Origin of the sequence: Ensifer sp. Root127 (assembly GCF_001425225.1) — a bacterium.
In the GTDB taxonomy this organism is placed as follows: Bacteria; Pseudomonadota; Alphaproteobacteria; order Rhizobiales; family Rhizobiaceae; genus Ensifer; species Ensifer canadensis.
In genome coordinates, this window is record NZ_LMDX01000008.1 from 195,513 (window position 1) to 222,046 (window position 26,534).

Below are 26,534 nucleotides of genomic sequence, written 5' to 3' on the forward strand. Positions count from 1 at the left end.
TCTAGCGATCATGAGTGTCCATCTTGTTCATTAGCGAGTGCAAACAAAGTAACGTTTGCGCAAAGGAGGAGTTATGCGCAATCAAGACAATGTCAATTCTTCATTTGAAGATGTTCACGATGCTTTCCCGCCGTGGGAGCTCAATGCTGGGCCGGAAGCGCTGGCATTTCGGTCGGCGATGCGCAAATTCGTCGGCGGCGTCACCATCATAACGACTCTCCATGAGAGCCGTCCATGGGGCATGACCGTAAGCGCCTTTAGCCCGGTATGCATGGACCCCCCCATCCTGATTGCTTGTGTAAATCGAGACACGGTGACTGCCAGCGACATCACCCGTGATCCCCATTTTGCCGTGAACATCCTCAGTGAGGAGCAAGTGGCAGTCTCGCAATTTTGCTCAAGGCCCCGAGAGGACAAATTCATTGAGGATTTCGTTTTCCCCTCGGCAGCGGTTCCCGACAGGATTCAGATGCCCGTCCTTAGGAACTCGCTCATAACTTTTGATTGTAGAGCAAACACGACATTTGTCGTGAACAGCCATCTCGTAATGCTGGCGCAGGTCCGGGCGGTCCTCGCGCCTTCTGCCAAGAAGCCGCTCCTTTACGGAGAAGGACAGTACATGCAGGGGGTTTCAATGCAGAGGGCTATGTCGTGATGGAAGCCGCTGCAATAACTGCTGTCGTCAGGGCGTTCTGCGCCGCCTACAACAGTCATCGCACGGGCGATGTCGCTGCACTCTACACAGTGGATGCAATCCACGAGGACATCGCTCATGGTCGCTCCAAAGAAGGCGCGCAGGCCATCGCCGATGGCCTGCAAAAATTCATTGGCTGGTTTCCCGACGCCCAATGGAAGCTCGGCTCCATAATCGCAGGCAACGAGGGCAGAGCCGCGATCCAGTACACATTGACTGGGACCTTGTGCTCCTCGCTGGGACCGATTGTCCCTCGTGGCCAAAAAATTTCTCTGCGCGGGTTGATGGTTCTCACTCTCGAGAACGGAAAGATCGCGCGCAGTGAAGACTACTGGGACGCAACGACGTTCCAGAAACAGCTCGACTGCAACACTCCAGAGGAAAGATCATGAGAACGGGTAAAGAATATCTTGAATCGCTACGCGACGAACGCCGTGTTTATGTCGGTGGGGAACTTATCGACGATGTCACCACTCATCCTAAGACGCGAGGCTATGCGCAGGCGATAGCGGACTATTACGACTTGCATCTCGATCCCGCCAATCAGGACATCGCGACGTTCATCGACGAGAAGGGCAACCGCCAGTCCATGCATTGGTTCCTTCCCCGGACGAAGGAAGACGCAGTCCGCCGACGCAAATACGCCGATTTCATCTTCCGTTACTTCAAAGGCGGCATCTTCACCCGCCCTCCGATGGGTATGAACTGCGTGATGTTCACACAGGTCGACGACCAGCAGCCATGGGCCGACAATTCCCGCTTCAAAAACGGTCATCGCGATCTGTCCGGCAACATCCAGCGTCAATGGGACGAGGTTACCAGCAAGGATTTGGCCATCTCTCCGATGTTCGTTGACGTTCAATTCGACCGCGGTCGGGTTGAAGCACTGAGCGAGACCCCGATGCTGAGCATCGTGGAAGAGCGCGACGACGGCATTCTCGTAAGAGGTTGGAAGGCTATCGGCACATCTGTTCCTTTCGTCAACCACATCCTCATCGGCAATCTCTGGCGGCCGGGCCAGACATCTGAGCAGACGGTCTACGCACTGGTTCCGATTGCTACCAAGGGTATCTCGGTAGTCGCCCGCGAGTCCCGTGTTCAGCCCGACGCAGACCCCTACGATCGACCCCTGGCTACCATCGGCGACGAACTCGACGCCATGGTTTACTTCGAAGACGTTCTGATCCCCTGGTCTCAGGTGCAGCATATCGGCAGCCCCGAGCATGCCAAATGGTATCCACAGCGCCAGTTCGACTGGGTGCATCTGGAAACCCAGATCCGCCATTGTGTTCATGCCGAACTAATGGTTGGCCTCGCGCTTCTGCTTACTCAATCCCTCGGAACAAGCAACAATCCGGTGGTTCAGTCTCAGCTTGCTGAAATGATCAGGTTCCGTGAAACCTGCACGGCCTTCATGCTGGCTGCCGAAGAGACCGGCTTCGCTACTCCGGGAGGTCTCTTCAAGCCTAACAACATCTACATCGACTTTGGTCGAGCTCACTATCTGGAACATCAGCCGAAGATGGTGAACATGCTGATCGAGTTCTGCGGCCGCGGGATCGTGCTTCAACCGACGAAGCGGGAGCTCGATGATCCTTACCTCGGTCCGAAACTTGCCGAGGCACTCCGTGGGGCTGAGATCAGCGCACATGACCGTATCAAGATCTTCCGCCAGATCAGCGAGCGGTTCCTGACGGAATGGGGCACGCGCCACGAGATGTTCGAAAAGTTCAATGGAACGCCGCTCTATCTCATAAACCTTCTTACGCTCCAGCGTACCGAGTACCATGTAGACGGCCCTCTCACTGCGCTCGCACGCGAAGTGCTTGGTTTCGGCGATACCGCCGAGCTCGGAAAGCGCGCGCAGGAAGCTGAGAAGAACGCCCATTATGCCAACGTTCGCTTCCAGCCGGAATACGCTCGCGCTCAGGACGTTCACGAGGGCTACATTGGCTCTTCCGGGGACCGGGCTACCGTCAACGCTGCCTGATGAACCTGTGCCGGCGCCGCTTTCGCGCCGGCACGACCTCTTTGCCTTCTTGGGGGCTGCAGGAGCATTCAATGTATTCGTTCATTTACACCGCTGGTTCAGCCCGCGTTCTTTTCGGATCTGGAACGGTGAGGGAGCTTGGTCGTGAATTGGAGCGGCTGGGCATGAAGCGCGCGCTCTTTCTTGCGACCCCTGGACAGGAAGATTACGTAAGAGAGTGCGCCCGATCGGTCGGTTCAGTCGCCGTTGGCGTGTTCCCCAACTCTACGATGCACACGCCAGTGTCGGTCACCGAAGATGCGCTTCGGCTGGTAGATGATCTGCGTGCCGACGGGATTGTGGCCATCGGCGGGGGCTCCACCACGGGGCTGGGCAAGGCGATCGCCTGGCGAACGGACCTTCCCCAAGTCGTTGTTCCCACGACATACGCCGGGTCAGAAATGACGCCAATCCTGGGTGAAACGGAAAACGGTCAGAAGGTCACCCGCACCGATTCCAGGATTCAGCCTGAAACCGTTATCTACGACAGCGACCTGACCAGGACGCTGCCGAGAGACGTCGCCGCGGCAAGCGGCATAAATGCGATGGCGCACGCCATCGAGGCTCTCTATGCCGAAAACCAAAATCCGGTCGTGAACCTGATCGCCGTCGAGGCAATCGGCGCCTTGTATGGAGCCTTGCCGCATCTCTCGGACGGTCAAGACGACGCGACGGCAAGAGAGAGGGTTCTTTACGGAGCGTGGCTAAGCGGAATTTGCCTCGGATCAGTTTCAATGGCTCTTCACCACAAGCTCTGCCATACCCTGGGCGGCATGTTCGATTTACCGCACGCCCAAATGCACGCGGCGCTTCTCCCTCATGTGGTGGCGTACAATACCCCAGCCATTCCTGACGCCGTCAGCAAGCTACGCGGAACCTTCAATCGTGATCCGGTGCAGTCTTTGTATGAGTTAAACCAAAAGCTCCGGATCAAAGCAGGTTTAGGAGAACTGGGGATGCCGCTGGACGGCATCGAGCCCGCAATCACTGCTGTTCTGGCGCAACCGTACAAAAACCCCAGACCTTTGGAGCGGAAACCCCTGATCGAACTACTTAAGCGCGCCCATGAGGGATCGCGTCCCGAACGCAGTTGAAAGTTGGAGGAGCAAGAATGAATACGAGGACGACCACCAAGGAAACTGCTTTCCTGACTGAAGAAAACTCGGTTGGGACGGTAAACGCCCGTATGGGTTCCAAAATAAGTCCGCGGATGAAGCTGGTCATGTCAGCGGTGGTGAAGCATCTCCACATGCTGACGAAGGAGATTGAACCGACGCACGAAGAGTGGCAGCAGGCGATCAGTTTTCTAACGGCGGTTGGCCACAAATGCACGGATTGGCGACAGGAATTCATATTGCTTTCCGACGTCCTCGGACTGTCGATGCTAGTCGAGGTCATCAATAGCCGTCGTCCCGCTGGCGCAACGGAAAATACGGTGCTTGGCCCATTTTATGTCCCAGAGGCCCCGCGTTATCAAAACGGGACAAATATCTGTCTCGACGGCAAGGGCGAGCCGCTGGTTGTGAAGGGCAGGGTGACAGATCTGGAGGGCAATCCGATACCTGGGGCCCTGGTGGATGTCTGGCAGACAAACAATGACGGATTCTATGACGTTCAACAAAAAGACATCCAACCTGATTGGAACCTGCGGGGTGTCTTCACCGCCGAGGAGGACGGGACGTACTGGTATCGCTCAACCAAACCCCGTTACTACCCGATTCCAGATGATGGCCCGGTCGGACAACTTCTAGGGCAGCTAGATCGACACCCGAATCGTGCCGCCCACATCCACTTCATCGTCAGCGCGCCGGGCTACGAGCCTGTTATAACGCACATCTTTCCAAATGATTGTCGCTATCTGAATGAGGATACGGTCTTCGGCGTCAGGGAGTCCCTTATCGCTCACTTCAAAGAAGTTGACACGCCTAATGAGGCCGAAAAGCTTGGGTTGAAAAATCTTGGACAGTTTAAGCCGTTCCACTTCGTCAACTGGGACTTCGTGCTTACACCTAGCGCAAAATAGCGCCCCGCAAATCACCGCTTTCCCCATGGTAACGGGTGCCAACGACTTCGATGAAGCCAGTCGCCCCGTCGAAGTGGCGCTTGCCATCCTGAACGCGCACACATCGCTGTCCACGGATCAATTCGGTGGACAGCGCCGACTGTTTCCGACGCAGGATCAATTTTCCGGGATCGAGCGGCGTCACTCATGGGTGGGGTCTCACCACCATCGCCAGGTTACCGCGATTTGCGCGGGACCTCTGCTTATCGGCAGCTCCGCCTAGCGGACGATACGTAAAAATTGAGGTTCTCACGTTGTACGAAGCGGCTCGGGTTTGGGAAGGGCGGAAGCGTAAAATCGTGTCGCCGAAGTTCTCAATGGAGCCAAGGCGGGTCGTCTGCAACGCGTTTCCGACTCCGTGGCGTCTTCGAAATTACCTACACGGCGAATTCGCCGAAAGAACCTGCTGGGCGGTGTGTCTTGGCCAGAGGCGGCCCGGGCTCCAAGTAGTAGGCGTCCGGGCGATTAATCCGCTCCCAAGAATTGGGCATTGTCGTCAGGATGCGGTGTCTTGCTTTCAACTAGTAACGCAATAGCGTGAAAAAAGAACTTACGAATTTTCGACTGTCAGCTTCGCGGCCCGGTTCGAGAGCTCGTGGGTCCGGCGCTGTCTTCTGCCCGATCCCGTCAAGTCTACATGCCGGCACGGGAACCGCTGCGCCACACAGACGTAGTCAAGATGGCGCAGCGCGGTCAATCAGGCAGGATGAGTAGCCCTGAATCCTACCTGAATCCGGTTCCAAAGATTGATCGCTCCGATCGCAAGGGACAGCCAGGATCGCTCTTCTGCGGTAAAAGCCTCCTCGATCAGCGCCCAATCCTCGTCGGGTGCCCCGGTCTGCGCCACGTTGGTCAGCGCCTCTGTCCAGGCAAGAGCAGCGCGCTCGCGTCGGGTGTAAATCGTTGCCTCACGCCACCCCGTCAACAGATATAGGCGCATCGGCTCTTCGCCGTCCTTGAGAGCTTCTGTAGTGTGCAGATGGATACAGAACACGCACGAATTGATCTGCGACGCGCGCAATTTAACAAGGTGCAGCAGCTTCGGCTCCAGCGGACCATTCTTGAAAGCACCCTCAAGCGCGAAGAGGTGTTTGATGCCCGGTTCAGCTAGTTTGAAGTAGTCGCTTTGACGAGATTGCATGGTTTGCTTTCCTTTCGTTTTTCAGGTTGGACTGTTCATTGGACGGGCATAACCGCCGGCGCGTCCTTCTTTTTCAGCAGCACCACAACGAACCTCGCCGGACTGGTCGTGCTCGCGTTCCTACTAATCAGGTGAATGTCGGAAGGGCTTTCGTAGTAGGTCTCCCCTGGAGCGACGGTAACCTCTTTGCCACCCTTCACCTGCATCACGATCGAGCCCTCCAGTACGTAGACGAAGGCGTGAGCGTCGTGTCGGTGGATGGGCGATGAGCCACCTGGCTGATATTCGACCGACAGCATCAATCCCTCCTTTCCGGGATAATCCTGCAAGTCCTTGGACATCAACGGCGTGACCCTCGCGCCGTCGTCTGCCGCGATCGCGACTTGTACGGCTCCTAGAGCAACAACGGCAGGAACAAGCATGGTTCGAAGAATAGACTTCATCATGGTCTCCAATGAAAGAACTCAAGGGGCAAAACACCTCCATTTGGCGGCTTTCCTTGGGTTCGGTTGTGTTTTGACCGGCATTTGCGCCGATCGGCTAAATCTCTTCCTTCCGCTGGATGGGTGATTCCTCGGTTGTCGAACCAGTTTCCAGTGCGTGACCTGATGCCTGTGGCTTCGGTCACAGAGTGGCGTTTGGCTCCCGGCACCCGGCCAGAGCGTAGCGTCTTACCCGCCGAATCCTGCACCACCAGATGGCTGTAGGATTTGTGGTAGTCCACCCCGATATGGTAATCATAAGAGGCAGTCATGCTTCCAACTCCCTTGTTGAGATCTCGAAAACCCCAATAAGATAAGCCGAAAGGCTGGAAGCGTGACTGTCCCTCGATCATCATCGGCATCTCTCAGTGATCCGTTCTCTCAGCGGGCGCGGCCTTTTTCATGCCACCTCCTTAGCGGTTCCGGCGACGGCGGAACCAAAGAACTGGAAATGTCGCAAAGTCGCTGAACAGTGCCCTCGTTCCGACGAGCGGGTTCATGGGCTATTTCCTGCAGAGTGACGCAAGGTCGGCCAACCACCCGTCGGGCATCCCGTGGATTGCTTTTCCGCCGGGCAGCAGTGCCAAGTCACGGAGTCGAACACCCAAATAGAGCGCTTCGGGATCGGCGAGCGCGCTGTCGGTGTGGAAATACTTAAGACCGGTGATTTCCAATGCGTCGATGGCGGAGCAAGAAGAGCAGCCCGCGCAACTATCGCCGCGGCATCCCCGGCCGGAATCGGATGCCGAGGGCCCACCGTCTGAGACAGCATCGCTTCTCGCACCAGGCGTCGCAGTGCCGCTGCGATTGTTCTGCTGCGCGACAGTGTTCACTTTTGAACCTGTTCGTCCCGTTCTGCCCATGACCTTCACAGCTGGATCCCTTCAGTGTGTTATCTGAGTTGCAGAAGTCCGTGGTCTCGATTGCAACCGCGCTATCCGCGCTTCGGCGCTGGTGGAAGAATGATGCAACACGGGGTGTCATAGCTATTATTCGAACCGGCGTTTGCTCACGACGTGGCGATAGGTAGCCCTAGACCTTCTGCTAGCTTGCCCTAGCAGCACGGTTGTTCGATCCGTGCAATACCGACGCGAACGCCAGTCGCTGACGCGGTGCACTGGCCGTCCGGGGAGTCCGTGGTAATTCGGAGATTTCGTGCATGGCCGCTTGGGCAAGATTGCACGTCAACACCGGTAAATTGCACATGCGGCAAAATATTTGCGCTGCACGAAAGCCAACCGCGCAACACGGAAAGCAGCACTTTCATATACTCGTGTTGGCTGGAATAACGCAGGAGGCAACAAGGAAAAGCGCCGTGCCGGCGATGATCAACCAAGGGTCGGAGGGCAAGGTGGTTGCGGGTTGTAGCGGCGTAATAACCTTCTCCTAGGTTCCAGTCTTCGAGGTCGGCTCAATTACCTGGATCCCTTGCTGTCATTTTAAGACTGAGCGTAGTCCCCTCGAGCACAGAGCTTTACAAGGAGATTGTAAGAGCATGCGCTAGGCGGGACGGCCGAAGCGTGCTCGATGGTGCGCGACAAAGGCGCGCACGGCCGCCGAGGCTTCGACCTTGCGGTAGGCGACCGCGAGGTCGGACGTGACGCGATTTCGCGCCAGTGAAACATAACGAACGCCGGGAAGCTGCAGGCATTGCAGCGACTGCGGCACGAGCGCGATGCCGAGCCCGACGGCGACCATGCTTATGATAGTGGTAAAATCCCGGCCTGTCGCACTGATCTTTGGGGCAAGGCCGGCGTCCTTGCAGGCATCGAGCGTATTGGAGTGGAAACCGACATCGGCGGGCTGGCGCGGCGTTATGAAGGTCTGTTCCGAGAGGGCCGTGAGCTCGATCGCATGCTGTGCGGCGAGGGGATGGGCCTCCGGCAGCGCCACGACCAGTACCTCGCGAAGCACGGTTGTCGTGGTGAGGCCGGCCGGGATCGGCGCGGGCGGGCGGATGTAGCCGAAGTCGAGGTCGCCTTCCGAAATCATCGCGAGCTGCTGGCGCATCTCGATCTCGACAAGCTGGAGTTCGATCTCGGGGAATTCATGGCGGAAAGAGGTCAGTGATTCCGTCAGCACGCCGGAATAGGCGGCCGAGGCCACATAACCGACCGATATCCTTCCTGTCTGGCCGCGCCCGACCCGCTGCAGTTCGGACAGTGCGAGGTCGGCCTGGGCGACGATCTTTCGGGCTTCGTCGAACAGCAATTGTCCCGACAGCGTCAGCTGCACGGACCGCTTGGCTCGATTGAGTAGCGGGATGCCGACTAGGCTTTCCAGATTCAGAATCTGCCGGCTGAGGCCGGGTTGGGCGATACCGAGCCGGGCGGCAGCCCGCTCGAAATTCTTTTCCTCCACGAGCGCGATGAAATAGCGCAGGTGGCGAAGTTCGAAGGTCGCGGCGCGTGGCGATTTTGGAGCCGACATGAGGTCTCGCATTGCAATAACTGAAAACGATGCTGTGCCCCCATATCATAATTCATAGTTCTGAAAAATCCTGTGCCGACTTATTGGAATGCCGGAAAATTTGACTATAGAAAGATGACAAAATCACTCCAGATTGAGCGCGTAAATGCCGCGCGCAGAGGCTTTCGTCGTCACATGTCACGCATTCACTGGTTGCTGCTTACGTCCGTCGCTTTGACAGGATTCGCCGGACAGACCGCCATGGCGCAGCAGCAAAGTGAGACCAAGCTCGAGGCGATCGTCGTGAAGGGCGACAGGGATGCCGGCGGTCCTGTCGAGGGCTATGTGGCAAAGTCGAGCCGTACCGCTTCGAAGACCGGCACGCCGCTTCTTGAGACGCAGCAGTCGGTGTCCGTCATCACCCACGACGAGATCGAGGCTCAGGGCGCTCAGACGGTGGGGCAGGCGCTGAACTATACGCCCGGCGTGCTTGGACAGCCCTTCGGTACCGATCCGCGCTTCGACGCGCCGATCATCCGCGGTTTCGACGGGCGTCAGGTCCAGTTCCTGAACGGGCTGCGGATGATGCGAACGGCCGGCGCGCCTGCCTTCGAAATCTACGGGCTCGAAAACGTCGACGTTCTTCGCGGGCCCGCTTCGGTCATGTATGGCCAGGGCAATCCGGGTGGCATCATCAACATGATCAGCAAAAAGCCGGTCTTCGAGAATTTCGGCGAAGTCGGCGTGCAGGGCGGAAGCTACGAGACCATTGGTGGCTTCTTCGATTTCGGCGGCACTCTGGGCGAGCAGTCGGATTTTGCATTCCGGCTGACCGGGCTTGGCAAGAACGCCGCTGCCCAGGTCGACGAACTGGACAACGATCGCTATTTCATTGCCCCGGCGCTCACCTGGCAACCGGACGAGGATACCAAGCTGACGATCCTTGCGAGTGTCCAGCACGACAATCCCAGCACGCCCTCCGGACTGCCGCCGCAATACACGCTGAACGCCACCGATTTTCGCCTGCCACGTGACTTTTATGTCGGTAACGAGTCCTTCGACCGTTCCAGCCGCACGCTTGCAAACCTCGGATATGAATTCGAGCATCGCTTGAGCGAGAGCTGGATTTTCCGGCAGAGCTTCCGCTATAGCGACTTCAATTGGGACTACCAATCGCTCGGTATGTCGACGCTTGGTCTCGCGGCTGACGGTCGGACACTCCGCCGAAACGCGACCTTTCAGGACGAGGCTCTCAATACCGTCAATATCGACAACAATCTGCAAGGCGAGTTCTCGACCGGCGATGTCGACCATACGCTGCTTTTCGGGCTCGATTATCGCCACTTCGGCAATAATGTGCGGACCCGCTTCTACCAGGCGACACCGCTCGACGTGCGTTCGCCAAGCTATGGCGAACCGATCCGGCTGATCGCGCCGACGCTCGACACGACTGTCGACAGCGAGCTTTCCCAGCTTGGTGTCTACGTGCAGGACGAACTGGCGCTTGGAGGCTGGCGCGCGACGTTGGGCTTCAGACAGGATTGGACCAGCAGCGCGGGAACGTCGCTGAATGGACTGACACGCGTTTCACGTCCGCTCGACCAGGACGATCACGAACTGGCCGGCAGGGCCGGCCTCAGCTATATCTTCGACAACGGCATTGCGCCCTATGTCAGCTATTCGTCGTCCTTCGAGCCGGTGATCGGCGCAGGGCCGGACGGGAGACCATTCGAGCCGACCTCGGGAGAGCAGGTCGAACTCGGTGTGAAATACGAACCAACCGACTGGAACGGCTTTTTCACAGCAGCCGCCTACGACCTCAAGCAGAAGAACGTGCTTCGCACCATCGCCGGCATTTCGTCGCAGATCGGCGAGGTTAACGTCCGCGGCCTGGAACTCGAAGCCGTAGCGAGCATAACGCAAGGGCTCGATTTGCGGGCGTCCTACACCTACACGGATGCTAGGATCGCCTCCGGCGCCGATGACGGCAACCGCGTCGAAAACGTCCCGGAACACATGGCGAGCCTTTGGGCGAACTACACTTTCCAGGAGGGCACGGCGCTCGAAGGGCTCGGGATCGGGGCGGGCGTGCGCTATGTCGGCCAGCGCTATGGTAACAGCGCCAACACCTTTAACCTGGATTCGGTCGTACTGGCCGATTTCGCGCTCTCCTTTAAGAAGAATGGTTACAAGGCGTCGCTCAACGTTCAAAATGTCTTTGATAAGGACTATGTCGCAAGCTGCAGCTCCTTCGGCTGCTACTACGGCGACGGCCGCACGTTCATGGGGAAGCTGACCTATAGCTGGTAGCGAAATGAGAGAGCGGGCATTGGGTCCTTTTATCGGTCGCCGGGAGCTGCTTCTCGGCGCAGCGCTTTTGCTCGCCGCGCCTGATGTCAGGGCCGACATGCCCTTGCGCATTGCTGCGATCGACTGGGCGATGTTGGAGACGCTGTGCGTACTCGGCCTCATCCCGGTTGCGGCGACGGAACTCATACAGTTTCGAAGCAATGCGGTAGAGCCGGAGTTGCCAGCCGATGTCGTCGATCTCGGATTGCGCGGCTCGCCCAATTTCGAACTGCTTCACCTCTTGAGGCCCGATCTCATTCTCATCTCGCCGTTCTACGTGCGCCACGAGGCTGCGCTTAGCCGGATCGCGCCGCTCTTCTCCCTGCCATTTTACGTGCGGGGCGAGCCGCCCTTTGAAAAGGCGCTGGCAGCGGTCGAGGCGCTCGGCGAGCGTCTCGGGCGGTCTGACAAAGCGGGAGCGCTGCTGAAGGAGATTGCCGGCGAAATCGAAAGTTACCGGCAGACGCTGGCTCCCTTGGCGAATAGGTCTACCTACGTCGTCAATATCGGCGACGCGCGACATGTCCGCGTCTTTGGTTTCGACAGCATGTTCGGCGACATGCTCGTCCGGCTCCGCCTGCCGAATGCCTGGACCGATCGTTCACGGTTCACCTTTGCGGCACCTGTCCCGATCGAAAACCTGGCGGCCGATCCCGATGCGCGCATCGTCATCGTTTCCGAGGTGCCCGTCGAGGCGCGCAGCGGCCTTCGAAACAGCATCATCTGGAATTCGCTGGAGCCGGTCCGTCAAGGACGGGTCATCCAGCTCGCCAACGTCAACCCCTATGGTGGCGTGACCGCAGGCCTGCGGTTTGCGCGCCTCTTCGCCGAAGCGATTCTTACGGAGGATCAGCGCGGATGACGATGCGGACATGGTCCTTCCTGTCGGCTAGCGTGCTCGCTGGCCTCATCCTCTTCGCGCTGGCCGCATCGAACCAGGTCCCGTTTGCGCAATGGGGAGACCTGTCTGCCCCTCCCGCAGAGCTCGGCCTCGACAAGATCATCCTGGCCTACAGCCTGTTCCCGAGAGCGGCCGTCGCTTTGGTCGCGGGCGCAGCACTCGGTCTTTCAGGCGCGCTACTCCAGCAATTATTGCGCAACCCGCTCGCCGATCCATCGACTCTGGGCATCTCCGCGGGCGCTCAGCTCGCGATCGTCGCGGCGACGCTCTATGTCCCCGAAATCGTCGATGGCCACCGAACCTTGGTCGCGCTCGCCGGGGCCGCGGGGGCAGCGGCGATCGTCTTCGCGCTCGGTTGGCGTCGGGCTTTCGAGCCGGTGACGATGGTGGTCTCCGGCCTGCTTGTGGGGGTGACAGCCGCAGCATTTTCCGCGGCGATTACGCTCGCGCGGGGCGAGTACCTCATGTCGCTTGTGACCTGGAACGGCGGATCCCTCACTCAGCAGGACTGGTCAGTGTTCCAAAACCTTGGCTCGGAGTTGGTGCTTCTTGGCCTGCTTGCCGGCCTGTTGATCCGCCCGCTGATGGTCCTGGGCCTTGGTGACACGAGCGCACGTAGCCTTGGAGTCAATCTCGGCGGCATCCGTTTTGCCATTGCCGCGATCGCCACGGCGCTTGCCGGCTCCGTAGCAGCGGCCGCCGGCCTGGTAAGCTTCGTCGGCCTTGCCGCCCCGGCATTCGTGCGCGCCTGCGGTGCTCGCCGGCCGGCGATGATCGTAGCGCTGTCGCCGGTTGCGGGGGCGCTTTTCCTGTGGCTCTGCGACGGCATCGTGCAAACCGTTGCTCGCGCGTCGAGCGAGAACTTTCCGACGGGTGCGGTCACCGCACTCGTTGGCGGTCCCTTGCTGCTCTGGCTTCTGCCCAGGGTGCGAAGCATGGAAGTGCCGCACGAGGCGCGTGAAAACGTCCATCGCAGTCACCTGAAAACAGCATTCGCCGCCTTTCTGTTTCTCGTGCCGGTCCTTGTCGCGATCGCATTCTTCATCGGGCCGTCCGGACATGGCTGGAAGATCCTGAACTGGTCGGAAACGCTCGACCTGGCACCGCTTAGATGGCCTCGGCTCTTGGCGTCTGCCGCGGCGGGCGGCCTCCTCGCGGTGACCGGCGCGGTACTCCAACGCATGACCGGCAATGCGATGGCCAGCCCCGAAGTCGTCGGCGTAAGCGGCGGTGCCGGTCTTGGCTTTGCCGCAGCGCTGACCTTCGCGCCTGATGGCGGCACGGTCGCGGTCTTCACTGGCTCCGGGCTCGGCGCGCTCATAGCCATGCTGGCGGTTCTGGTGTTCGCCAGCCGCCGGCATCTGCCGCCGGAAAAGCTGCTACTTGCGGGCGTGGCCGTTGGTTCCTTCAGCTCTGCCGTTTTGTCGGCGCTGCTTGCGATCGGCGATCAGCGGTCGTGGCAAATTCTCTCCTGGCTTGGTGGTTCTGCATCCACGGCAACGCCGGCGACCGCAATATTCCTTTGCGCTCTCTCACTGCTCGTCCTTGTTGCCGCGCTGATATTGAGCCGCTGGCTCACGATCCTGCCCTTCGGTCCTTCGATCGCCCTGTCGCTTGGTCTTTCGGTGCGGTTGAGCCGCGTGGTTCTCCTGCTTCTCTCGGGTGCTGCGACGGGCGCCGCGTCCCTGCTCGTCGGCCCTCTGAGCTTTGTCGGGCTCGTCGCACCGCACATTGCTCTGCGCGCCGGTCTCGTCACAGCGCCGCAGCACCTGGCAGGCTCGTTCCTGCTCGGCTCGATCCTGATGGCCCTTGCCGATTTCGGCGCCCGCACAGCGACCTTTCCCTACGAGCTGCCGCTCGGCCTCTTCGCTGCACTCGTCGGCGCGCCCTACCTCATTTGGCTCCTGGGGCGGCAGAAATGATGGTGAACCAGCTTCCGACGCTTCCCACGCCGTTCGCGGATGCAGCCCTGAGCCACGCAGTGCCAACGGAAAATGGTAATCTCGTCAGTCTGGACAGCATTCTCAAGCCAGGGCCGATTGCGAACGCACTGGATGGCCTGTTGCAGCGGTGGGGACCGGGTGATCGCCGGGCCGCGGCGTCGCTGTGGACGCAAGGTTATTTCGGCCGGCTGCTCCGACCGGTTATTGCCTATGGTCTCGTTCACGACATCTGGTTTTCGTTGAAGTTGTCGGATATTTACGTCGGCCTGTCTGATTTGGAGACGCCTGTCCGGTTCGTGCTGAAACGCGCTGCGCCGGCTCCGGTGAGCGAGCACCTGGGGCGGATTGTCGAAGACAATGTAAAGCCCTTGATCGTGCGGATGGCGAGGGTGACAGCCACGTCCGAACGGGTGCATTGGAGCAACGCGTCCTACACGTTATGCCGCGCTTGCGGCCATGTCCGGGATCTCTGGCAGCAGGAGACGATGCCGGCTGATGTCGCGGTGCGCTTGCGTGAGATGGAGATGCATATGTCCGCCGTCCATCCGCTGTTCCGTCTGACGCACATGGTTCCAGATGCCGCGCGCGGTATCTGCCTCCAACGAAAGGTTTGCTGCATACGCTACAAGCTCGATGGCTTGAAGAAATGCGGCACAGCCTGCCCAATCAATGCCCCGACCTTTTGCCGTCGATAATATCTATCAATGAGACGAACAGCAGGTCCAGGGATCCGCACTGGAACGAAAAGATGCCGAACCACCTCACTGAAACTCCACCCATCGCCCGCGACCAGGCCGTCGTGACGCTTCATGATGTAAGCTTTGCGATTGGTGATCGCAACTTGCTGCATCCGCTGACGTTGCAGATCCCCGCAGGACACTCCATCGCGCTGATAGGCCACAATGGTTCCGGGAAGTCGACGCTGCTCAAGCTCATCGGGCGGCAGCTTGTGCCGACCTCGGGCCGTATCGATTTCGAGGGCAAGCCGCTTGCAGGCTGGGGCACACGGGCCTTCGCCCGGCGGCTCGGCTATTTGCCGCAGAGTACGCCGCCAGCACCTGGTATGCTTGCCCGCGAGCTGGTCGCACTCGGTCGCTATCCTTGGCACGGCGCGCTCGGCCGCTTCGGTTCGGCCGATAGGGCAAAGGCGGAAGAAGCAATCGAGGTCACCGGCATCGGCCCGTTTGTTAACCGCGAGGTCGACAGTCTGTCGGGGGGCGAGCGCCAGCGCGTGTGGCTTGCCATGCTCGTCGCGCAGGATGCCATCTGCCTGCTGCTCGACGAGCCGATCTCCGCCCTCGACATCGGTCATCAGCTCGAGGTGCTCGCGTTGACTCGCGATCTCTGTCGGGACAAGGGCATCACCATCATTTCGGTACTGCACGAGATCAATATGGCAGCCCGTTTCTGCGATCGCATCGTGGCACTCCATTCGGGCCGTCTCATTGCCGAGGGGACGCCTTCCGATGTGATGACTTCGGAAGAATTGGCGCGGATATACGACGTGCAGATGGATGTACTGGAACAGCCCGGCAGTGGGCGGCGCGTCGCGCTGGCACGGTAACCCCCAACGTTCGCTCGTGGCGTGAACACTCCCGGCCCTGCAGGGTCGGGCTTCGCGTCCACCGATGGCCATGGTGTTGGGCAGGAGGAAGGCGTTTGTCACTAGGCGGCTCGGCCTCACGCGCGCCTTCCTCGCCTGCAAAGGCGTGGACGACGCCAAAGCCGGCCAGCATCGGATGATCGCGCGACAGGGTCGTCAGCCAGTCGTTGGCTTCCCGTAACGCGGAAAGCGGCACGGTGCGTTCAAGGCTGAACAGGCTCTCGATCGTCGCGATGACGACCGCCAGCGATATGCCGACGGCCAAATTCGTCAACCAGCGCATGCGGAGTGGTGATCTTGCGATAGATCTCCGGTGAGAAGCCGCCGGTGGGCTTGGCGCATCTTCCGCCTGGTTCCCAAGCCGGCGGCCAGATATGGACATGGATGTCGACGATATCGAGCGGTACGGTCATTCGGCGGCTACCTTTCTGGCTTCGCGCTCGGCAATGCCGGCTTTGACGAGCGGCACTACGTCCCGTCCGTAGGTCACGGTGTCCTCGGTCGGGTAGAAGCCGCGCACGAGGAAGTTGGAAACGCCGGCATCGTAATAGTCGAGGATGGCGTCTGCCACCTGTTCCGGCGTCCCGACCAGAGCGGTCGAGTTGCCACCCGCCCCGCTTGCCTCGGCGACCTCGGTCCACAGCCGCTTGTCCAACACCTTGCCGCGTTTGGCAGCCTCGCGCAGGCGCACGGAGCCGACGTTCGAGGGTAGCTTCTCGCCGTTGCCGCCGGCCGAACGCGCTTTCTGTGACTTCACCTTCTCAAGGATATCGCCGGCCTTTGCCCATGCGGCATGTTCCGTCTCGGCCACGACGGTGCGGAAGGCGAGGGTGAAGCGGACGTCACTGGCCGACCGGCCATTGGCAATAGCGGCTGCACGCACCTTGGCGATTGTCTCTTTCGCTCCGTCCAGCGGTTCGCCCCAGAGCGCATAGATATCGGCGTGTTTGCCGGCGACCGCGATCGCGGCATCCGACGAGCCGCCAAAGGAGATCGGGATCCGCGGCTTCTGATAGGGCTTGACCTGGCTGAAGGCGCCCTTGAACTTGTAGAAGCGTCCTTCGTGGTCGAAGGGCTCGTCGCTCTCCCAGGTCTTCTTCAGCACCGACAGATATTCGTCGGTGCGGGCATATCGGGTGTCATGATCCTCGAAATCGCCATCGCGAGCCTGGTCGCTGTCGGAACCGCCGGTGATGATGTGCACCCATAGGCGACCCTCGGAGAACTGGTCGAGCGTTGCGAGCTGCCGGGCGCCGAGCGTCGGAGCCATCAGGCCAGGCCGATGGGCAAGTAGCGCCCCGAGCCGCTGTGTCTGGCCGAAGACGAAGGCGGCGATCTGGTTGTTGTCTGGCCACTGTGCGAACTGGCCGATCAACAGCCGGTCTATGCCGGCGGCTTCCGCTGCCTGCACGTGACTGCGAATATACGCCTTGTCGATGATCGGGCCGGTCGCCGGAACGATATCGGATCCCTCCCTGTTGGACGTGTGGCCGATGAATTCTGATGACATCGAAAACTCCTTGAAACTCACAGTCAGCGTTGCTCCTTAGTCTATTTAATAGATCGATAATGTCGATTGCGTTTTGGGTGCCGATCTTGGGATGAGTTTTCAACGGCTTGCCAATGTCGGGATTTTTCGTTCAACCTCCTGCCCTGGGACGGTGGCCGATGCGTCTGGTACCAGGACGCAGATGGACATGCCCGCCGATGATCGTCGCCGCCATTCATCAGAGGATGTCCAAACCTCGTAAATTTGAGAGAGCATGGCTCCGACGTGAGATATTCCGTCGCGGTGTCCCCGGCCGTGCAGCATTTTCCAAAAGCCAGCGTGACTTTAGAAATCTATTATCACCATAAATTTGATAGATTATATATCGTGAAACGGATCACCCAATGATGGGTGCACGAAAACAAACCAGCGCTCTGCGTCTGCTTGGGGATATCCTGATGACATCAACACCTATCAGCCCACCGAAACCGACACGCCGCGCCTTTCTGCTCTCGTCCGTTGCGTTGGCGGCCGTCGTCGCCGTCGGGGCTATTCCGGAGATCTCGTTTGCCGCGGAAGAGCCGACACGCGGCGGTAGCGTTTCGATCAATATAGGCACCGAACCGCCGGTCCTTGTTCTGATCGCCCACAGTGCGGGCGCTGCCTACTATATCAGCGGCAAGGCGACCGAAAGCCTGCTGACTTATGACCGTGATTTCAACCCACAGCCATTGCTGGCGACCGAGTGGACGGTCAGCGAGGACGGCCTGCGCTACTGGTTCAAGCTGCGCCAGGGTGTTCGCTGGCATGACGGCAAGGATTTCACCGCCGAGGATGTCGCATTCTCTATTTTGGCGCTCAAAGAGCACCATCCACGCGGGCGAGCGACGTTCGCACATATTCAGAAGGCAAACGTCCTCAATGCCCATGAAGTGGAACTGATCCTTTCCAAGCCTGCTCCCTATCTGCTCACCGCCTTTGCGAGCTTCGAGGCGCCAATCGTGCCGAAGCACCTCTACGAAGGCACGAAGATCGCGGAGAACCCGCACAATGTCGCGCCGGTTGGCACCGGACCCTACAAGTTCGTCGAATGGGTGCGCGGCAGCCACGCGCTTTTTTCGCGCAACGAGGACTATTGGGGATCTCCGAAGCCCTATCTCGACCAGATCATCTTTCGCTTCATCATCGATCCGGCGGCAGCGGTTGCCGCGATCGAGACCGGTGAAGTGCAAGTCTCCACCGCCAACTTGCCGCTGACCGATATCGAGCGCCTGAAGGCGAACCCCAATCTCGTCGTCGATACCGATCCGGCGCCCTATTCGCCGAGCATCGCCCGAGCCGAGTTCAACCTCGAGAACAAGTATCTGGCCGATATCAAGGTGCGTCACGCGATCGCCCATGCAGTCGACAAGGACTTCATCGTCAACACCGTCTATCTCGGCTATGCGACGCGACTGGACGGTCCCGTCAGCGCCGACCTTGCGAAATTCTACACGCCGGACCTTCCGAAGTACGAGTTCGATCCTGCCAAGGCGGAGAAGCTCTTGGACGAGGCCGGCTACGCGCGAGGCGCCGACGGTTTCCGCTTCAAGCTGTTCATCGATCCCACTCAGCCCTCCGGCCCACCCAAGCAGACGGCGGAGTATATTGCCCAGGCACTTGCCAAGGTCGGCATCAAGGTTGAACTGCGCACCCAGGACTTTGCGACCTTCGTGAAGCGGGTCTTCACCGATCGCGATTTCGATATCGCCATCGAAGGCATGAGCAATCTTTACGATCCGACCGTCGGCGTGCAGCGCTTATACTGGTCGAAGAACTTCAAACCGGGCGTGCCGTTCACCAACGGGTCTAAATATTCCAACCCGGAAGTCGACCGGCTCCTCGAGACCGCCGCCGTCGAAATCGATACCCGGAAACGGTTGGAGCTCTTCAACGCGTTCCAGAAACTGGTCGTGGAAGATCTGCCCACGCTCGACATCGTCACCCCGGCGGTGATCACCGTCTACGACAAGCGGGTGAAAAACCTCAAGCTGGGTGTCGAGCATCTCTGGGCCAACGGTTCCGACATCTATCTCGACGAGTGATCGATGGCACGGTGCAGTCTGCGGGAGATCCGGCTGCACCGGTTTCTTCAGTCTCGGAGTTGACGAGTGACGACACTAACCAATGTGCAGACTGCTTCACGCCCGACACGTGCGGAACTTCTTGCGCGCGTTCCTGGGTTCGCGGCGGAAGTCGCCACGGGCGCGGCCGAGCGCGACCTGTCGCGTGAACTTCCTTTCAAAGCCTTCGAGCGCTTTCGCCAGCTGGAACTTGGAACCCTGCGGATTCCGGTGGCGCTCGGGGGTCCAGGCGGTTCGGTTGCCGACTATATCGAGATGATCGCGGCGATCGGCGCTGCCGATTCCAATGTTGCGCATGCGCTCCGGTCGCACTTCAACTATGTCGAAAACGTCATTCTGAGTGAACCGCGGGAGAGGGATGCGGGTGCGATCGAGCTGATCCTCTCGGGAAAGCTCTTCGGCGGCGCCCACACCGAACAGGGTACCGCTCGGCCCGGCCAGGTGACGACGACGATCGTCAGGCAGGGCGATACCTATAGGCTCAATGGCCGCAAGTGGTATGCAACGGGAACGGCATTCTCCGATTTTGCCTCGTTCAGTGCGCTGGACGAGCACGGGCAGGCGGTCGGCGTTCTCTTGCCCGTCGATAGACACGGCATCACCATTCTCGACGATTGGGACGGAATGGGTCAGCGGCTGACCGCCAGCGGTGGCGTGATCCTCGAAAATGTCGAGGTGTTCCCGCACGAGTTTACCCGGCGCTCGCTCGACAATCTTGTCGGCCGCCATTGCTCGACATTGCGCCAGTTGCATCTCGCGGCAAGCGCTGCCGGTGCCGTCCGCAATGTTCTTTCCGACGGGCTTAGCTACGTCAGCCGCCAGGCGCGTTCCGCCGCCCACAGCATGGCGGAAACCGCGACCCAGGACCCCTTCGTCCAGCAGGTCATCGGCGAAATCGCCGCCAATTCGTTTGCCATCGACACTGCGGTGGCTGCGGCCGCCAGCGCCCTGGATCGGACGGTTGCGGTTTTAAACCGGGGCAACGAAGCGGAGATCGAAGATGCCCTCATCGCAAGTGCGCTTTCAACCGCCCGCGCTCAGCTTGTCCTTGGCCAGCTTGGTCTGCGAAGCGCCGAGCGCTTGTTCGATCTGGGTGGCGGGTCAGCGACGTCCCGTAACAACAACTTCGACCGGCATTGGCGCAATATTCGCACGGTGCTCAATCACAATCCGCTGCTGCACAAGGCGCGCGTCGTCGGCGACTATCTCCTCAATGGTACGACCATCCATCTGAAGGAAGGGAAGGTCTTCTGAGGGGATTACTCCAATTGACCGCCACACCGGACATCAGCTGGAGGGGCAGTGCATCGCGCGCGGCAGTCGACGCCGGTTAGGCCCCGAAGGCTAGGCAGAAGAGCCCATAATGTGGGGGTATGCAAAAAATCCGAGCGAGGGAATTGCCGTCATCGATACGCAGCTTCAGTAGCAGGTGCGGATGATCGAAAGATTGCCGTTTGGATGCGGATACCGGACAGCGCGTCAATGTCGTGGCCATCTCCGGAGGAAAAGTAGGTCTAAATTCTGCGGCCGAATGGAGCGCGGCGTTTGACGATCGTTCCAAAGCGTTCAACCAGAGTGGCGCATTGTCGCCAAGGCGGCCTATTTGGGCAAACAAGACTTTGCTTTTGGCTGCTGTGGCGGAGTTCGAGCAGACCGTAGCGGCGATCCCAATCGAAGACCGCAGGCAGCGTAGCGCGGACCTTTTGGACCGAAGACTGCCCGAGAGCTTGGAGTACTTCTTTTATTGAATTCTCAACTGAGCTGACACGTCTCTACCGGCAGTTCGACTACGAGAACAGGTCCAGCGTGTCCTCGTCAAATTGCCAATGGTCTCTTGGCGTGGCTAGTGTCCTCCAGGCAGGCCCGTTTCATTGAATCCCCAGGTATGTGTTCGATAAAGGCCTCGGTCACCTTTATTTCATGCCCAATTTGGCGCGCCAGGGGAGAGTAAAGCGTGCGTCCCGTAGCCGTCGGTTCCATCGACAGCAATCCGTTCTCGCATGGCCGATCGTCGTCCCATCCCAAATGGTCCAGGATTGGGTAAAGACACACGCCCTCCACAGGTACTCCCGCCTTCATTGCGGCTCGTGCCTCTTCGGCCACATATTCGAGCCAATCCGGACGACGCTCACCCTCAATGCCGGTTTCAGCAATCAGCATCGGTCTTCCGTAACGCGCATAAGTTTCGACAAGGATTTTCCGGAGCGGCTTGTGGAGCGGGTGGTCGACGTCAATGTGAGAGCCGCCGTGGATCCATTGATTGTTGTGATAGTAGTTGACGCCGATGATATCGAGGTATCGTTCTGCGCCGCCGAGCTGCGGCCACAGGCGGCCGGCGATCATGTCCCACCCCTGGAATTGAGAGAGCCGATGCCCCTCGGCCGCGCCGCGGTCCTGCGGTCGATCAGGTGCTGCGACAATATTGATGACGGGGTCGCAATGGACGAATCGCGCGCGAGGGTCAACGCCCAAAATGGCTTTCATAGAAGCAAGAGATGACCGTGCGAGTAGCGCCTTCAACTCAAAACCCCTGCGCGTTGCCCACGGGTTGAGGTAGCCAACCTCGCCGCCAGCCCAGGACAAGAATGAGATTTCGTTAACCGGCGCATAATATGGGGGAGCTTCGATTTCCTCTCGCATTACTTTGGCGACGGCGCCGGCAAAGAGGGCAAAACGTTCGACGAAGGCGGGCGACCAGATGTCGATATGATCCGGCCAACCGTAGTGGAGTAGATCCCATACGACCTGGGTGCCAGTGCGCCGGTTGGCCCGAATCATCGGCAACGCACTGTCCCACTCGTATCGTCCCGGCGACGGCTCGATGAGATGCCACCGCAATCCATCACGGACAGTGCGCATTCCGAGCGCATGCAGTTGGCGATAGTCGTTCTCCACGTAAAGGTCGTGTTTCGTTGATGCAATTACGTCGAGCCTTCTGTCGGGCTGCCCCTTGCTCTTGGCTCGGATTCGATGCGTCGAGCATTCGAAACCGGCTTGGAAAAAAGACGAAAACAAACCGGTTGGCCCGCGTGCAATTCTATCGTCGAGTACGTCGGCGAGCAATTTTTCCCACTGGGGAATGACCGCCTCCACGCTATAAAACTCTTCGACATGGGCGCGAAGTCGACGGCCGAGCCGGGTGCGCAGGGCGGGCGAGTTCGCGAGAAGCATGATCTTTTCGGCGACCGCCTGCGGATCATCGTGCGGCACGAAGTACCCGGTGACGCCATGTTCGATTTGCTGGATCGAGCCATTATCCGCCGTTGCGACCACCGGGAGGCATGCGGCGCCTGCTTCTGCGAGGACATGAGGCATGCCTTCGCCACTAGAAAGCCAGACCAACATGTCGATCGAGACCAAGATGTCCGACACATCGGCTCGATCGCCGAGGAATGTCAAAGCGGAATCCAGCGCAAGTCCGTGGGTTAGGGCGCGCAATCGCTGCGCATATTGCGGAAAGAATGCATCCGGGCCGCCAACGACCAGGAAGCGAACATGAGGGCAATGGTCACGAACGATCGAGGCTGCACGTATGAACGTCTCGACGTTTTTCTTCGGATCGAGGCGGCCGACCCACCCGACGAGGATCTCGTCATCCGAAAATCCAAGCTGACAACGCATTGCGGATCGCCTCACCGGATTGAACTCCTTCAAGTCGACCATGGATGGGATTTCAATGGCGTGATGTTCTCGTCCAGGCATTCTGGACGCTGCTGCCTCGCGGATGGTGCGACATACCCCTACATACCGGCTGGTGAAATGCTTCGGACCACCCAATGCTTCTGAAACCAGCCCGCCATGCTCGATCAAGGGCGGACGCAAGTGAAGGCGTTCAAGAGCTGGGTAAAGGTCGGCAACGTTTTGACAGGAGACGACGATATCGTAGGACGGGATCTTGTCGGCGAGGTAGACGACGGTATCCTCCAACGAAAGCCCGTAGGGCGTCGTGTCCACTTCGACGCCCATGGCACGAAGCTGCTCGTGCGTTTGCTCGGGCATGTCGTCCTTTCGCAGACATGCAACAACTTCGATCTTGTAGAGGGAATGGTCGAGGTTGGCGGCAAGCAGGCGGACCTCCGTCTCCTCCCCGCCAACGACAAGCCATCCAAAGACGAAAAGCACGGTTTTCGGGCGCTCGGGCTCCTTCATTTCTGCACCTCGAATACAATCTGCAGGAACTCGAACTGCCGCGCCAAAACGCTTGAAAGAAATGCTGGAGCATCGTTGAATGGCACCACGTGAGTAATCAGATGTTCCTTGATCAGGGCGCCTTCATTGCGCAATAGCTTGATCGTCTCTTCGGCGAGACGACGCCGATCCCAGTGAGGAGAAAGCCCGCGAGGAACACGATCGATTTGCGCGCAAAGGATGTTCAGTCCGTTATGGTGGAATTCCTCGCCCAACCGCAGCGCGTCTGCGCCCGACTGGTAAAATGCGAGATCAATCACGCTTGCCTGCGGCCTTAGAGCTTTCAAGGCGACGTTGAGGCTTTCCGAATGCGCCCGTGTCTGGAAGACCAAATCGGCGCCCCGGTCACCACCGCCGTTGTGCCATCGTGCTTTTGCATACTGCCAAGCGTGATCCTCACTCATCCCAAGAATGCCTAAGGCCTCCGCTTTGCCGCGACGAAACTTCGACGGGTCGGCGATGACGATCTCCGTTGCACCAAGCGACTTGGCAAAGAGCGCAGTCAACAGGCCGACGGTCCCGGCTCCGACAACGAGAATCCGTCGCCCGGCCAGGCCGCTTCCGAGCGAAGGAACAAAGGTCCCGAAAGAAGCCGCATCGGCATGCAAGATGCCATTGGCGGCGATGGGACCCATTTGTGCGACGAATATCCCAAGAATGGGTTCAATCGCGGGGGGAAGAGGAACGAGAAGATCGTGATACGGGTTGGCTGTGTGGCCGGTCTTATGCGCGTAGGTCGTCGCCACGACATCGCCTTTTGCATAGCCCACAGACTTGCTGTCGGCGACGCGTGCCACTTCCATGTAGCCAAGAAATGGAACCGGATACTGAAGTCCAGGCTCGTTGGAAATGAATGAACACCGATCATTGTCGAAGCGGGAGAAGAAGTACGGGTTGGTGTTTTTGAGAAACGTCAGCTCGGTACCGGCAGAAAAGCCGGTGAACAGCGTCTCAAGTTGCACCTCCTCGTCGCCGGGGGGCCCCTCCTCATAGTCCAGGAAGTACAATTCGCCAGGGCCCGAGACACCAAGCGACCGAATAGTACGGCTCGTCATCGTTGGAACCTCCTAGAACGTGTTGAGATCGATTGGCAGGCCACTCTCCGCTGACCTGGCGATCGCCAGGGCAATGCGGTGGGTCGAGAGCGCCTCTTCATATGCACAGCGGATCTCATTGTCGCCGCCGCGTATCGCATCGACGAACGCACGATCCTCCAACCACACAGGATCTCTTTCCGCGCGGCGCACAGGGCGGCCTTCTCCGACATCCACCATGATGTCGCGATCCGTCAATTGAATCGCCAATCCGTCGGCAAACAGGTTCAGTCCTATGTGATGTCCCCACCGTAAAGCGCATGTGGAAGCGATGTTGCCGATGGCACCGGATGCGAATGCGAGGCTGGCTGTGCTTGAAGTCGCGACGTCGAGTTCGGGAAAATCGTCACGCCTCCTGTGTGCCGCCTGTGCGAACACGCGCGTGACATCGCCAACCAGGTAGCGGGCGAGATCGATGATGTGGGTGGCTTGTTCCACCATCTGGCCGCCTGAGGTCTCCTTCTTCCACCACCATTGCGGAGGGGGCGTCTGATCCAGCCAATAGCCGGAAAGGAGTTGGGCTGGGTTTTCGCTCAAACGCCAGCGCGCTTCCTGAACGATATCCAGATACCGCCAATGGTAACCGACCGCTGTGATCAAACCAGCGTCGGCGATAGCGGCAGCCAGTTCCGTGGCAAGCTCAAGGTCCAGTGTGATCGGTTTCTCGACAAAGAACGGAATCCTGCGGGCAATCAGTTCACGCTCGACCTTACCATGGGCGAACGGCGGGATGCAGATATAGGCGGCATCGATCTCCTGGTTCGCCAGCATCTCTGGACACCCCGGGAAGGCTTTGGCGCCAAACTGAAAAGCGGCTTGCCTTGCCCGATCGAACTCCGGGTCGCAGAATGCGACGAGGTGCACGTCGTCGAATCCCGCCAGAACTTCAAGGTGGCGTCTTGCGATTCCGCCCACCCCGACAAATCCGATACGCGTACGTTCCATGGGTCTGTACCCTCTCTGCATGCCCATTTCTGTTTTGGAAGTGGCTCGATAGATTTCTTCCGTTTGCGCGACCATCCTGGCTGCTGTGAAAAGTCGTTCGAACCTCGCTCGTTCTGCCCGTCCTGTGCGGGCTGCCGCGATCGGGTCACTCATGACCGAGCAAATTGCCTCAGCCAAAGCATGGGGCCGCCCCGGCTCCACGAGGTAGGGATGATCGTGCCCGAGAGCCTCGATGGTTCCCCCGATTGCCGTGGCGACGACAGGAACCCCCGCCGACATCGCCTCAAGAACGACCAGCGGAAGCCCCTCGAACCGAGAGGCCAGAACGAAGAGATCCGCCGAGGCCAGCAGGGACGCGATATCATCCCGCTGTCCGGCAAATCGCACCGCCTCTTTGATGGCGAGCTCGGCCACCAGATCTCTGACGGCAGCCATTTCGGGGCCGCTGCCAACCAGCAGTAAAACCGCATCTGGATATCTTGCCAGCACAGCCGGCATTGCTCGCACGAGCGTCGCGTGATCCTTTTGCGGTGAAAAACGGGCAATCGAGACGAGTGTTCTTGCCGAGGGCGAGCCCCACTGCGCGCGCGCGTCCTTGCCATCGTCCAGAGACAAGATGCCATTGCGAATGACGCAGATCTTGTCGGGGTCAATGTCGGCCTCCAAGAAGGTGGCCCGTGAGGCATCAGAGACGACGATCAGTCTCGCCACAGCACTGAGGCCCTCCCGAAACTCCGATTTCTGCCTCTCATCGGTAAGGAGAAATGGCAGGTGCTCCGTTCGTATGACGGGAATGCCGGCTGCCTTGCCCGCATGGGCCAGTGCATGTCCTTCCCATCCGATCCCGGCGTGAATATGCAGCAGCTCCGTGCCGCTTGATCGCAGCCAATGGCCGAAACTATGGATGTCGCCGAGGGCTTTTACCGCGAGTCCCAAGGCGATTGCCTTCTCCACGAATGCGCCATCGCCGAGTGGCGCGGCCACCGTAATGTCGTATCGGTCGCGCAGCCGTTCGCCGAGCACCAGCATGTGGGCTCCCATACCGGAGGGATCGCAACTTTCCGTTGCGAGTACCAGTCTCC

Annotated in this window: 19 protein-coding genes and 2 pseudogenes; 13 read left to right on the forward strand and 8 right to left on the reverse strand. The window is 59.4% G+C overall.

The annotated features are described in order from the left end of the window. Window positions 1-73 precede the first annotated feature (73 nt). The 5 genes from ASD03_RS11670 (at window position 74) to ASD03_RS11690 (ending at window position 4,746) form a co-directional block, all read left to right on the forward strand. Entirely contained in the window at window positions 74-655 is a 582-nt protein-coding gene (locus ASD03_RS11670) for a flavin reductase family protein (RefSeq protein WP_057209650.1), read from the forward strand. Beyond that, a complete protein-coding gene (locus ASD03_RS11675; RefSeq protein WP_057213623.1) occupies window positions 655-1,086 on the forward strand; it encodes a nuclear transport factor 2 family protein in 432 nt (143 codons plus the stop codon). The genes ASD03_RS11670 and ASD03_RS11675 overlap by 1 nt, the downstream gene beginning before the upstream one ends. Beyond that, window positions 1,083-2,684 carry a 4-hydroxyphenylacetate 3-hydroxylase N-terminal domain-containing protein gene (locus ASD03_RS11680; protein ID WP_057209654.1) on the forward strand — a complete coding sequence of 534 codons (1,602 nt, stop codon included), beginning with the start codon at window positions 1,083-1,085 and terminating at the stop codon, window positions 2,682-2,684. Before ASD03_RS11675 ends, ASD03_RS11680 begins: the two co-directional genes overlap by 4 nt. Before the next feature lie 71 nt (window positions 2,685-2,755). Continuing rightward, the gene (locus ASD03_RS11685; protein ID WP_057213626.1) at window positions 2,756-3,817 is read left to right on the forward strand and encodes a maleylacetate reductase; all 1,062 of its coding nucleotides are present in this window, start codon (window positions 2,756-2,758) and stop codon (window positions 3,815-3,817) included. A gap of 17 nt (window positions 3,818-3,834) precedes the next feature. Further along, on the forward strand, window positions 3,835-4,746 hold the full coding sequence (locus ASD03_RS11690) for a dioxygenase (RefSeq protein WP_082557297.1): 912 nt from the start codon (window positions 3,835-3,837) through the stop codon (window positions 4,744-4,746). Window positions 4,747-5,482: 736 nt separating this feature from the next. On the opposite strand, the gene ASD03_RS11700 is transcribed toward ASD03_RS11690, so the two are convergent. The 4 genes and pseudogenes from ASD03_RS11700 to ASD03_RS11715 form a co-directional block, all read right to left on the reverse strand. Continuing rightward, the gene (locus ASD03_RS11700) at window positions 5,483-5,926 is read right to left on the reverse strand and encodes a carboxymuconolactone decarboxylase family protein (RefSeq protein ID WP_057209658.1); all 444 of its coding nucleotides are present in this window, start codon (window positions 5,924-5,926) and stop codon (window positions 5,483-5,485) included. A 35-nt stretch (window positions 5,927-5,961) separates the two neighbouring features. Further along, window positions 5,962-6,369: a cupin domain-containing protein gene (locus ASD03_RS11705; RefSeq protein ID WP_057209659.1), complete on the reverse strand. Its 408-nt coding sequence runs from the start codon at window positions 6,367-6,369 to the stop codon at window positions 5,962-5,964. 206 nt (window positions 6,370-6,575) lie between these two features. Further along, a pseudogene (locus ASD03_RS40445) lies at window positions 6,576-6,770 on the reverse strand (IS110 family transposase); the annotation flags it as partial. Between the two features lie 1,138 nt (window positions 6,771-7,908). Continuing rightward, window positions 7,909-8,838: a LysR substrate-binding domain-containing protein gene (locus ASD03_RS11715; RefSeq protein ID WP_057209715.1), complete on the reverse strand. Its 930-nt coding sequence runs from the start codon at window positions 8,836-8,838 to the stop codon at window positions 7,909-7,911. 240 nt (window positions 8,839-9,078) lie between these two features. Between ASD03_RS11715 and ASD03_RS11720 the strand changes: the two genes are divergently transcribed. From ASD03_RS11720 to ASD03_RS11740, 5 genes are read left to right on the forward strand one after another with little or no spacing between them, the layout of a single operon-like run. Further along, a complete protein-coding gene (locus ASD03_RS11720) occupies window positions 9,079-11,127 on the forward strand; it encodes a TonB-dependent siderophore receptor (RefSeq protein ID WP_244494627.1) in 2,049 nt (682 codons plus the stop codon). A gap of 4 nt (window positions 11,128-11,131) precedes the next feature. Next, window positions 11,132-12,028: an iron-siderophore ABC transporter substrate-binding protein gene (locus ASD03_RS11725; protein ID WP_057209713.1), complete on the forward strand. Its 897-nt coding sequence runs from the start codon at window positions 11,132-11,134 to the stop codon at window positions 12,026-12,028. Then, on the forward strand, window positions 12,025-13,989 hold the full coding sequence (gene fhuB, locus ASD03_RS11730) for a Fe(3+)-hydroxamate ABC transporter permease FhuB (protein ID WP_057209712.1): 1,965 nt from the start codon (window positions 12,025-12,027) through the stop codon (window positions 13,987-13,989). Before ASD03_RS11725 ends, fhuB begins: the two co-directional genes overlap by 4 nt. Next, window positions 13,986-14,705 carry a siderophore-iron reductase FhuF gene (fhuF, locus tag ASD03_RS11735; RefSeq protein WP_082523719.1) on the forward strand — a complete coding sequence of 240 codons (720 nt, stop codon included), beginning with the start codon at window positions 13,986-13,988 and terminating at the stop codon, window positions 14,703-14,705. Before fhuB ends, fhuF begins: the two co-directional genes overlap by 4 nt. Before the next feature lie 53 nt (window positions 14,706-14,758). Then, entirely contained in the window at window positions 14,759-15,574 is an 816-nt protein-coding gene (locus ASD03_RS11740) for an ATP-binding cassette domain-containing protein (RefSeq protein WP_057209708.1), read from the forward strand. Window positions 15,575-15,816: 242 nt separating this feature from the next. Here the strand turns inward: ASD03_RS11740 and ASD03_RS11745 are convergent, their stop codons facing one another. Both ASD03_RS11745 and ASD03_RS11750 read right to left on the reverse strand, forming a co-directional pair. Further along, window positions 15,817-16,026, reverse strand: coding sequence for a hypothetical protein (locus ASD03_RS11745; protein ID WP_057209705.1), 210 nt, complete (start codon window positions 16,024-16,026; stop codon window positions 15,817-15,819). Beyond that, window positions 16,023-17,123, reverse strand: a complete 1,101-nt coding sequence (locus ASD03_RS11750; RefSeq protein ID WP_057213722.1) for an LLM class flavin-dependent oxidoreductase — start codon at window positions 17,121-17,123, stop codon at window positions 16,023-16,025. The genes ASD03_RS11745 and ASD03_RS11750 overlap by 4 nt, the downstream gene beginning before the upstream one ends. 437 nt (window positions 17,124-17,560) lie before the next feature. Here ASD03_RS11750 and ASD03_RS11755 point away from each other — a divergent pair, with 437 nt between their 5' ends. From ASD03_RS11755 to ASD03_RS11765, 3 genes are all read left to right on the forward strand, one after another. After that, complete coding sequence (locus ASD03_RS11755) at window positions 17,561-19,186, forward strand: ABC transporter substrate-binding protein (RefSeq protein ID WP_057209721.1); 1,626 nt, start codon at window positions 17,561-17,563, stop codon at window positions 19,184-19,186. Between the two features lie 66 nt (window positions 19,187-19,252). Next, the gene (locus tag ASD03_RS11760; protein ID WP_057209702.1) at window positions 19,253-20,479 is read left to right on the forward strand and encodes an acyl-CoA dehydrogenase family protein; all 1,227 of its coding nucleotides are present in this window, start codon (window positions 19,253-19,255) and stop codon (window positions 20,477-20,479) included. 200 nt (window positions 20,480-20,679) lie between these two features. Next, window positions 20,680-20,973, forward strand: coding sequence for a hypothetical protein (locus ASD03_RS11765; RefSeq protein WP_057213635.1), 294 nt, complete (start codon window positions 20,680-20,682; stop codon window positions 20,971-20,973). 67 nt (window positions 20,974-21,040) lie between these two features. On the opposite strand, the gene ASD03_RS11770 is transcribed toward ASD03_RS11765, so the two are convergent. Continuing rightward, window positions 21,041-23,374 carry a glycosyltransferase gene (locus tag ASD03_RS11770; RefSeq protein WP_057213638.1) on the reverse strand — a complete coding sequence of 778 codons (2,334 nt, stop codon included), beginning with the start codon at window positions 23,372-23,374 and terminating at the stop codon, window positions 21,041-21,043. Further along, window positions 23,371-26,493, reverse strand: a pseudogene (locus ASD03_RS11775) (glycosyltransferase). The gene ASD03_RS11770 and the pseudogene ASD03_RS11775 overlap by 4 nt, the downstream one beginning before the upstream one ends. Between the last annotated feature and the right edge of the window lie 41 nt (window positions 26,494-26,534).

Bases quoted from the DNA above. Each gene is read 5' to 3' on its own strand.
- ASD03_RS11670 (WP_057209650.1), top strand. From the start codon at position 74: ATGCGCAATCAAGACAATGTCAATTCTTCATTTGAAGATGTTCACGAT.
- fhuB (WP_057209712.1), top strand. From the start codon at position 12,025: ATGACGATGCGGACATGGTCCTTCCTGTCGGCTAGCGTGCTCGCTGGC.
- ASD03_RS11740 (WP_057209708.1), top strand. From the start codon at position 14,759: ATGCCGAACCACCTCACTGAAACTCCACCCATCGCCCGCGACCAGGCC.
- ASD03_RS11685 (WP_057213626.1), top strand. From the start codon at position 2,756: ATGTATTCGTTCATTTACACCGCTGGTTCAGCCCGCGTTCTTTTCGGA.
- ASD03_RS11700 (WP_057209658.1), bottom strand. From the start codon at position 5,926: ATGCAATCTCGTCAAAGCGACTACTTCAAACTAGCTGAACCGGGCATC.
- ASD03_RS11690 (WP_082557297.1), top strand. From the start codon at position 3,835: ATGAATACGAGGACGACCACCAAGGAAACTGCTTTCCTGACTGAAGAA.
- ASD03_RS11755 (WP_057209721.1), top strand. From the start codon at position 17,561: ATGACATCAACACCTATCAGCCCACCGAAACCGACACGCCGCGCCTTT.
- ASD03_RS11675 (WP_057213623.1), top strand. From the start codon at position 655: ATGGAAGCCGCTGCAATAACTGCTGTCGTCAGGGCGTTCTGCGCCGCC.
- ASD03_RS11720 (WP_244494627.1), top strand. From the start codon at position 9,079: ATGGCGCAGCAGCAAAGTGAGACCAAGCTCGAGGCGATCGTCGTGAAG.
- ASD03_RS11680 (WP_057209654.1), top strand. From the start codon at position 1,083: ATGAGAACGGGTAAAGAATATCTTGAATCGCTACGCGACGAACGCCGT.
- ASD03_RS11750 (WP_057213722.1), bottom strand. From the start codon at position 17,123: ATGTCATCAGAATTCATCGGCCACACGTCCAACAGGGAGGGATCCGAT.
- ASD03_RS11705 (WP_057209659.1), bottom strand. From the start codon at position 6,369: ATGAAGTCTATTCTTCGAACCATGCTTGTTCCTGCCGTTGTTGCTCTA.
- fhuF (WP_082523719.1), top strand. From the start codon at position 13,986: ATGATGGTGAACCAGCTTCCGACGCTTCCCACGCCGTTCGCGGATGCA.
- ASD03_RS11770 (WP_057213638.1), bottom strand. From the start codon at position 23,374: ATGAAGGAGCCCGAGCGCCCGAAAACCGTGCTTTTCGTCTTTGGATGG.
- ASD03_RS11725 (WP_057209713.1), top strand. From the start codon at position 11,132: ATGAGAGAGCGGGCATTGGGTCCTTTTATCGGTCGCCGGGAGCTGCTT.
- ASD03_RS11715 (WP_057209715.1), bottom strand. From the start codon at position 8,838: ATGTCGGCTCCAAAATCGCCACGCGCCGCGACCTTCGAACTTCGCCAC.
- ASD03_RS11745 (WP_057209705.1), bottom strand. From the start codon at position 16,026: ATGACCGTACCGCTCGATATCGTCGACATCCATGTCCATATCTGGCCG.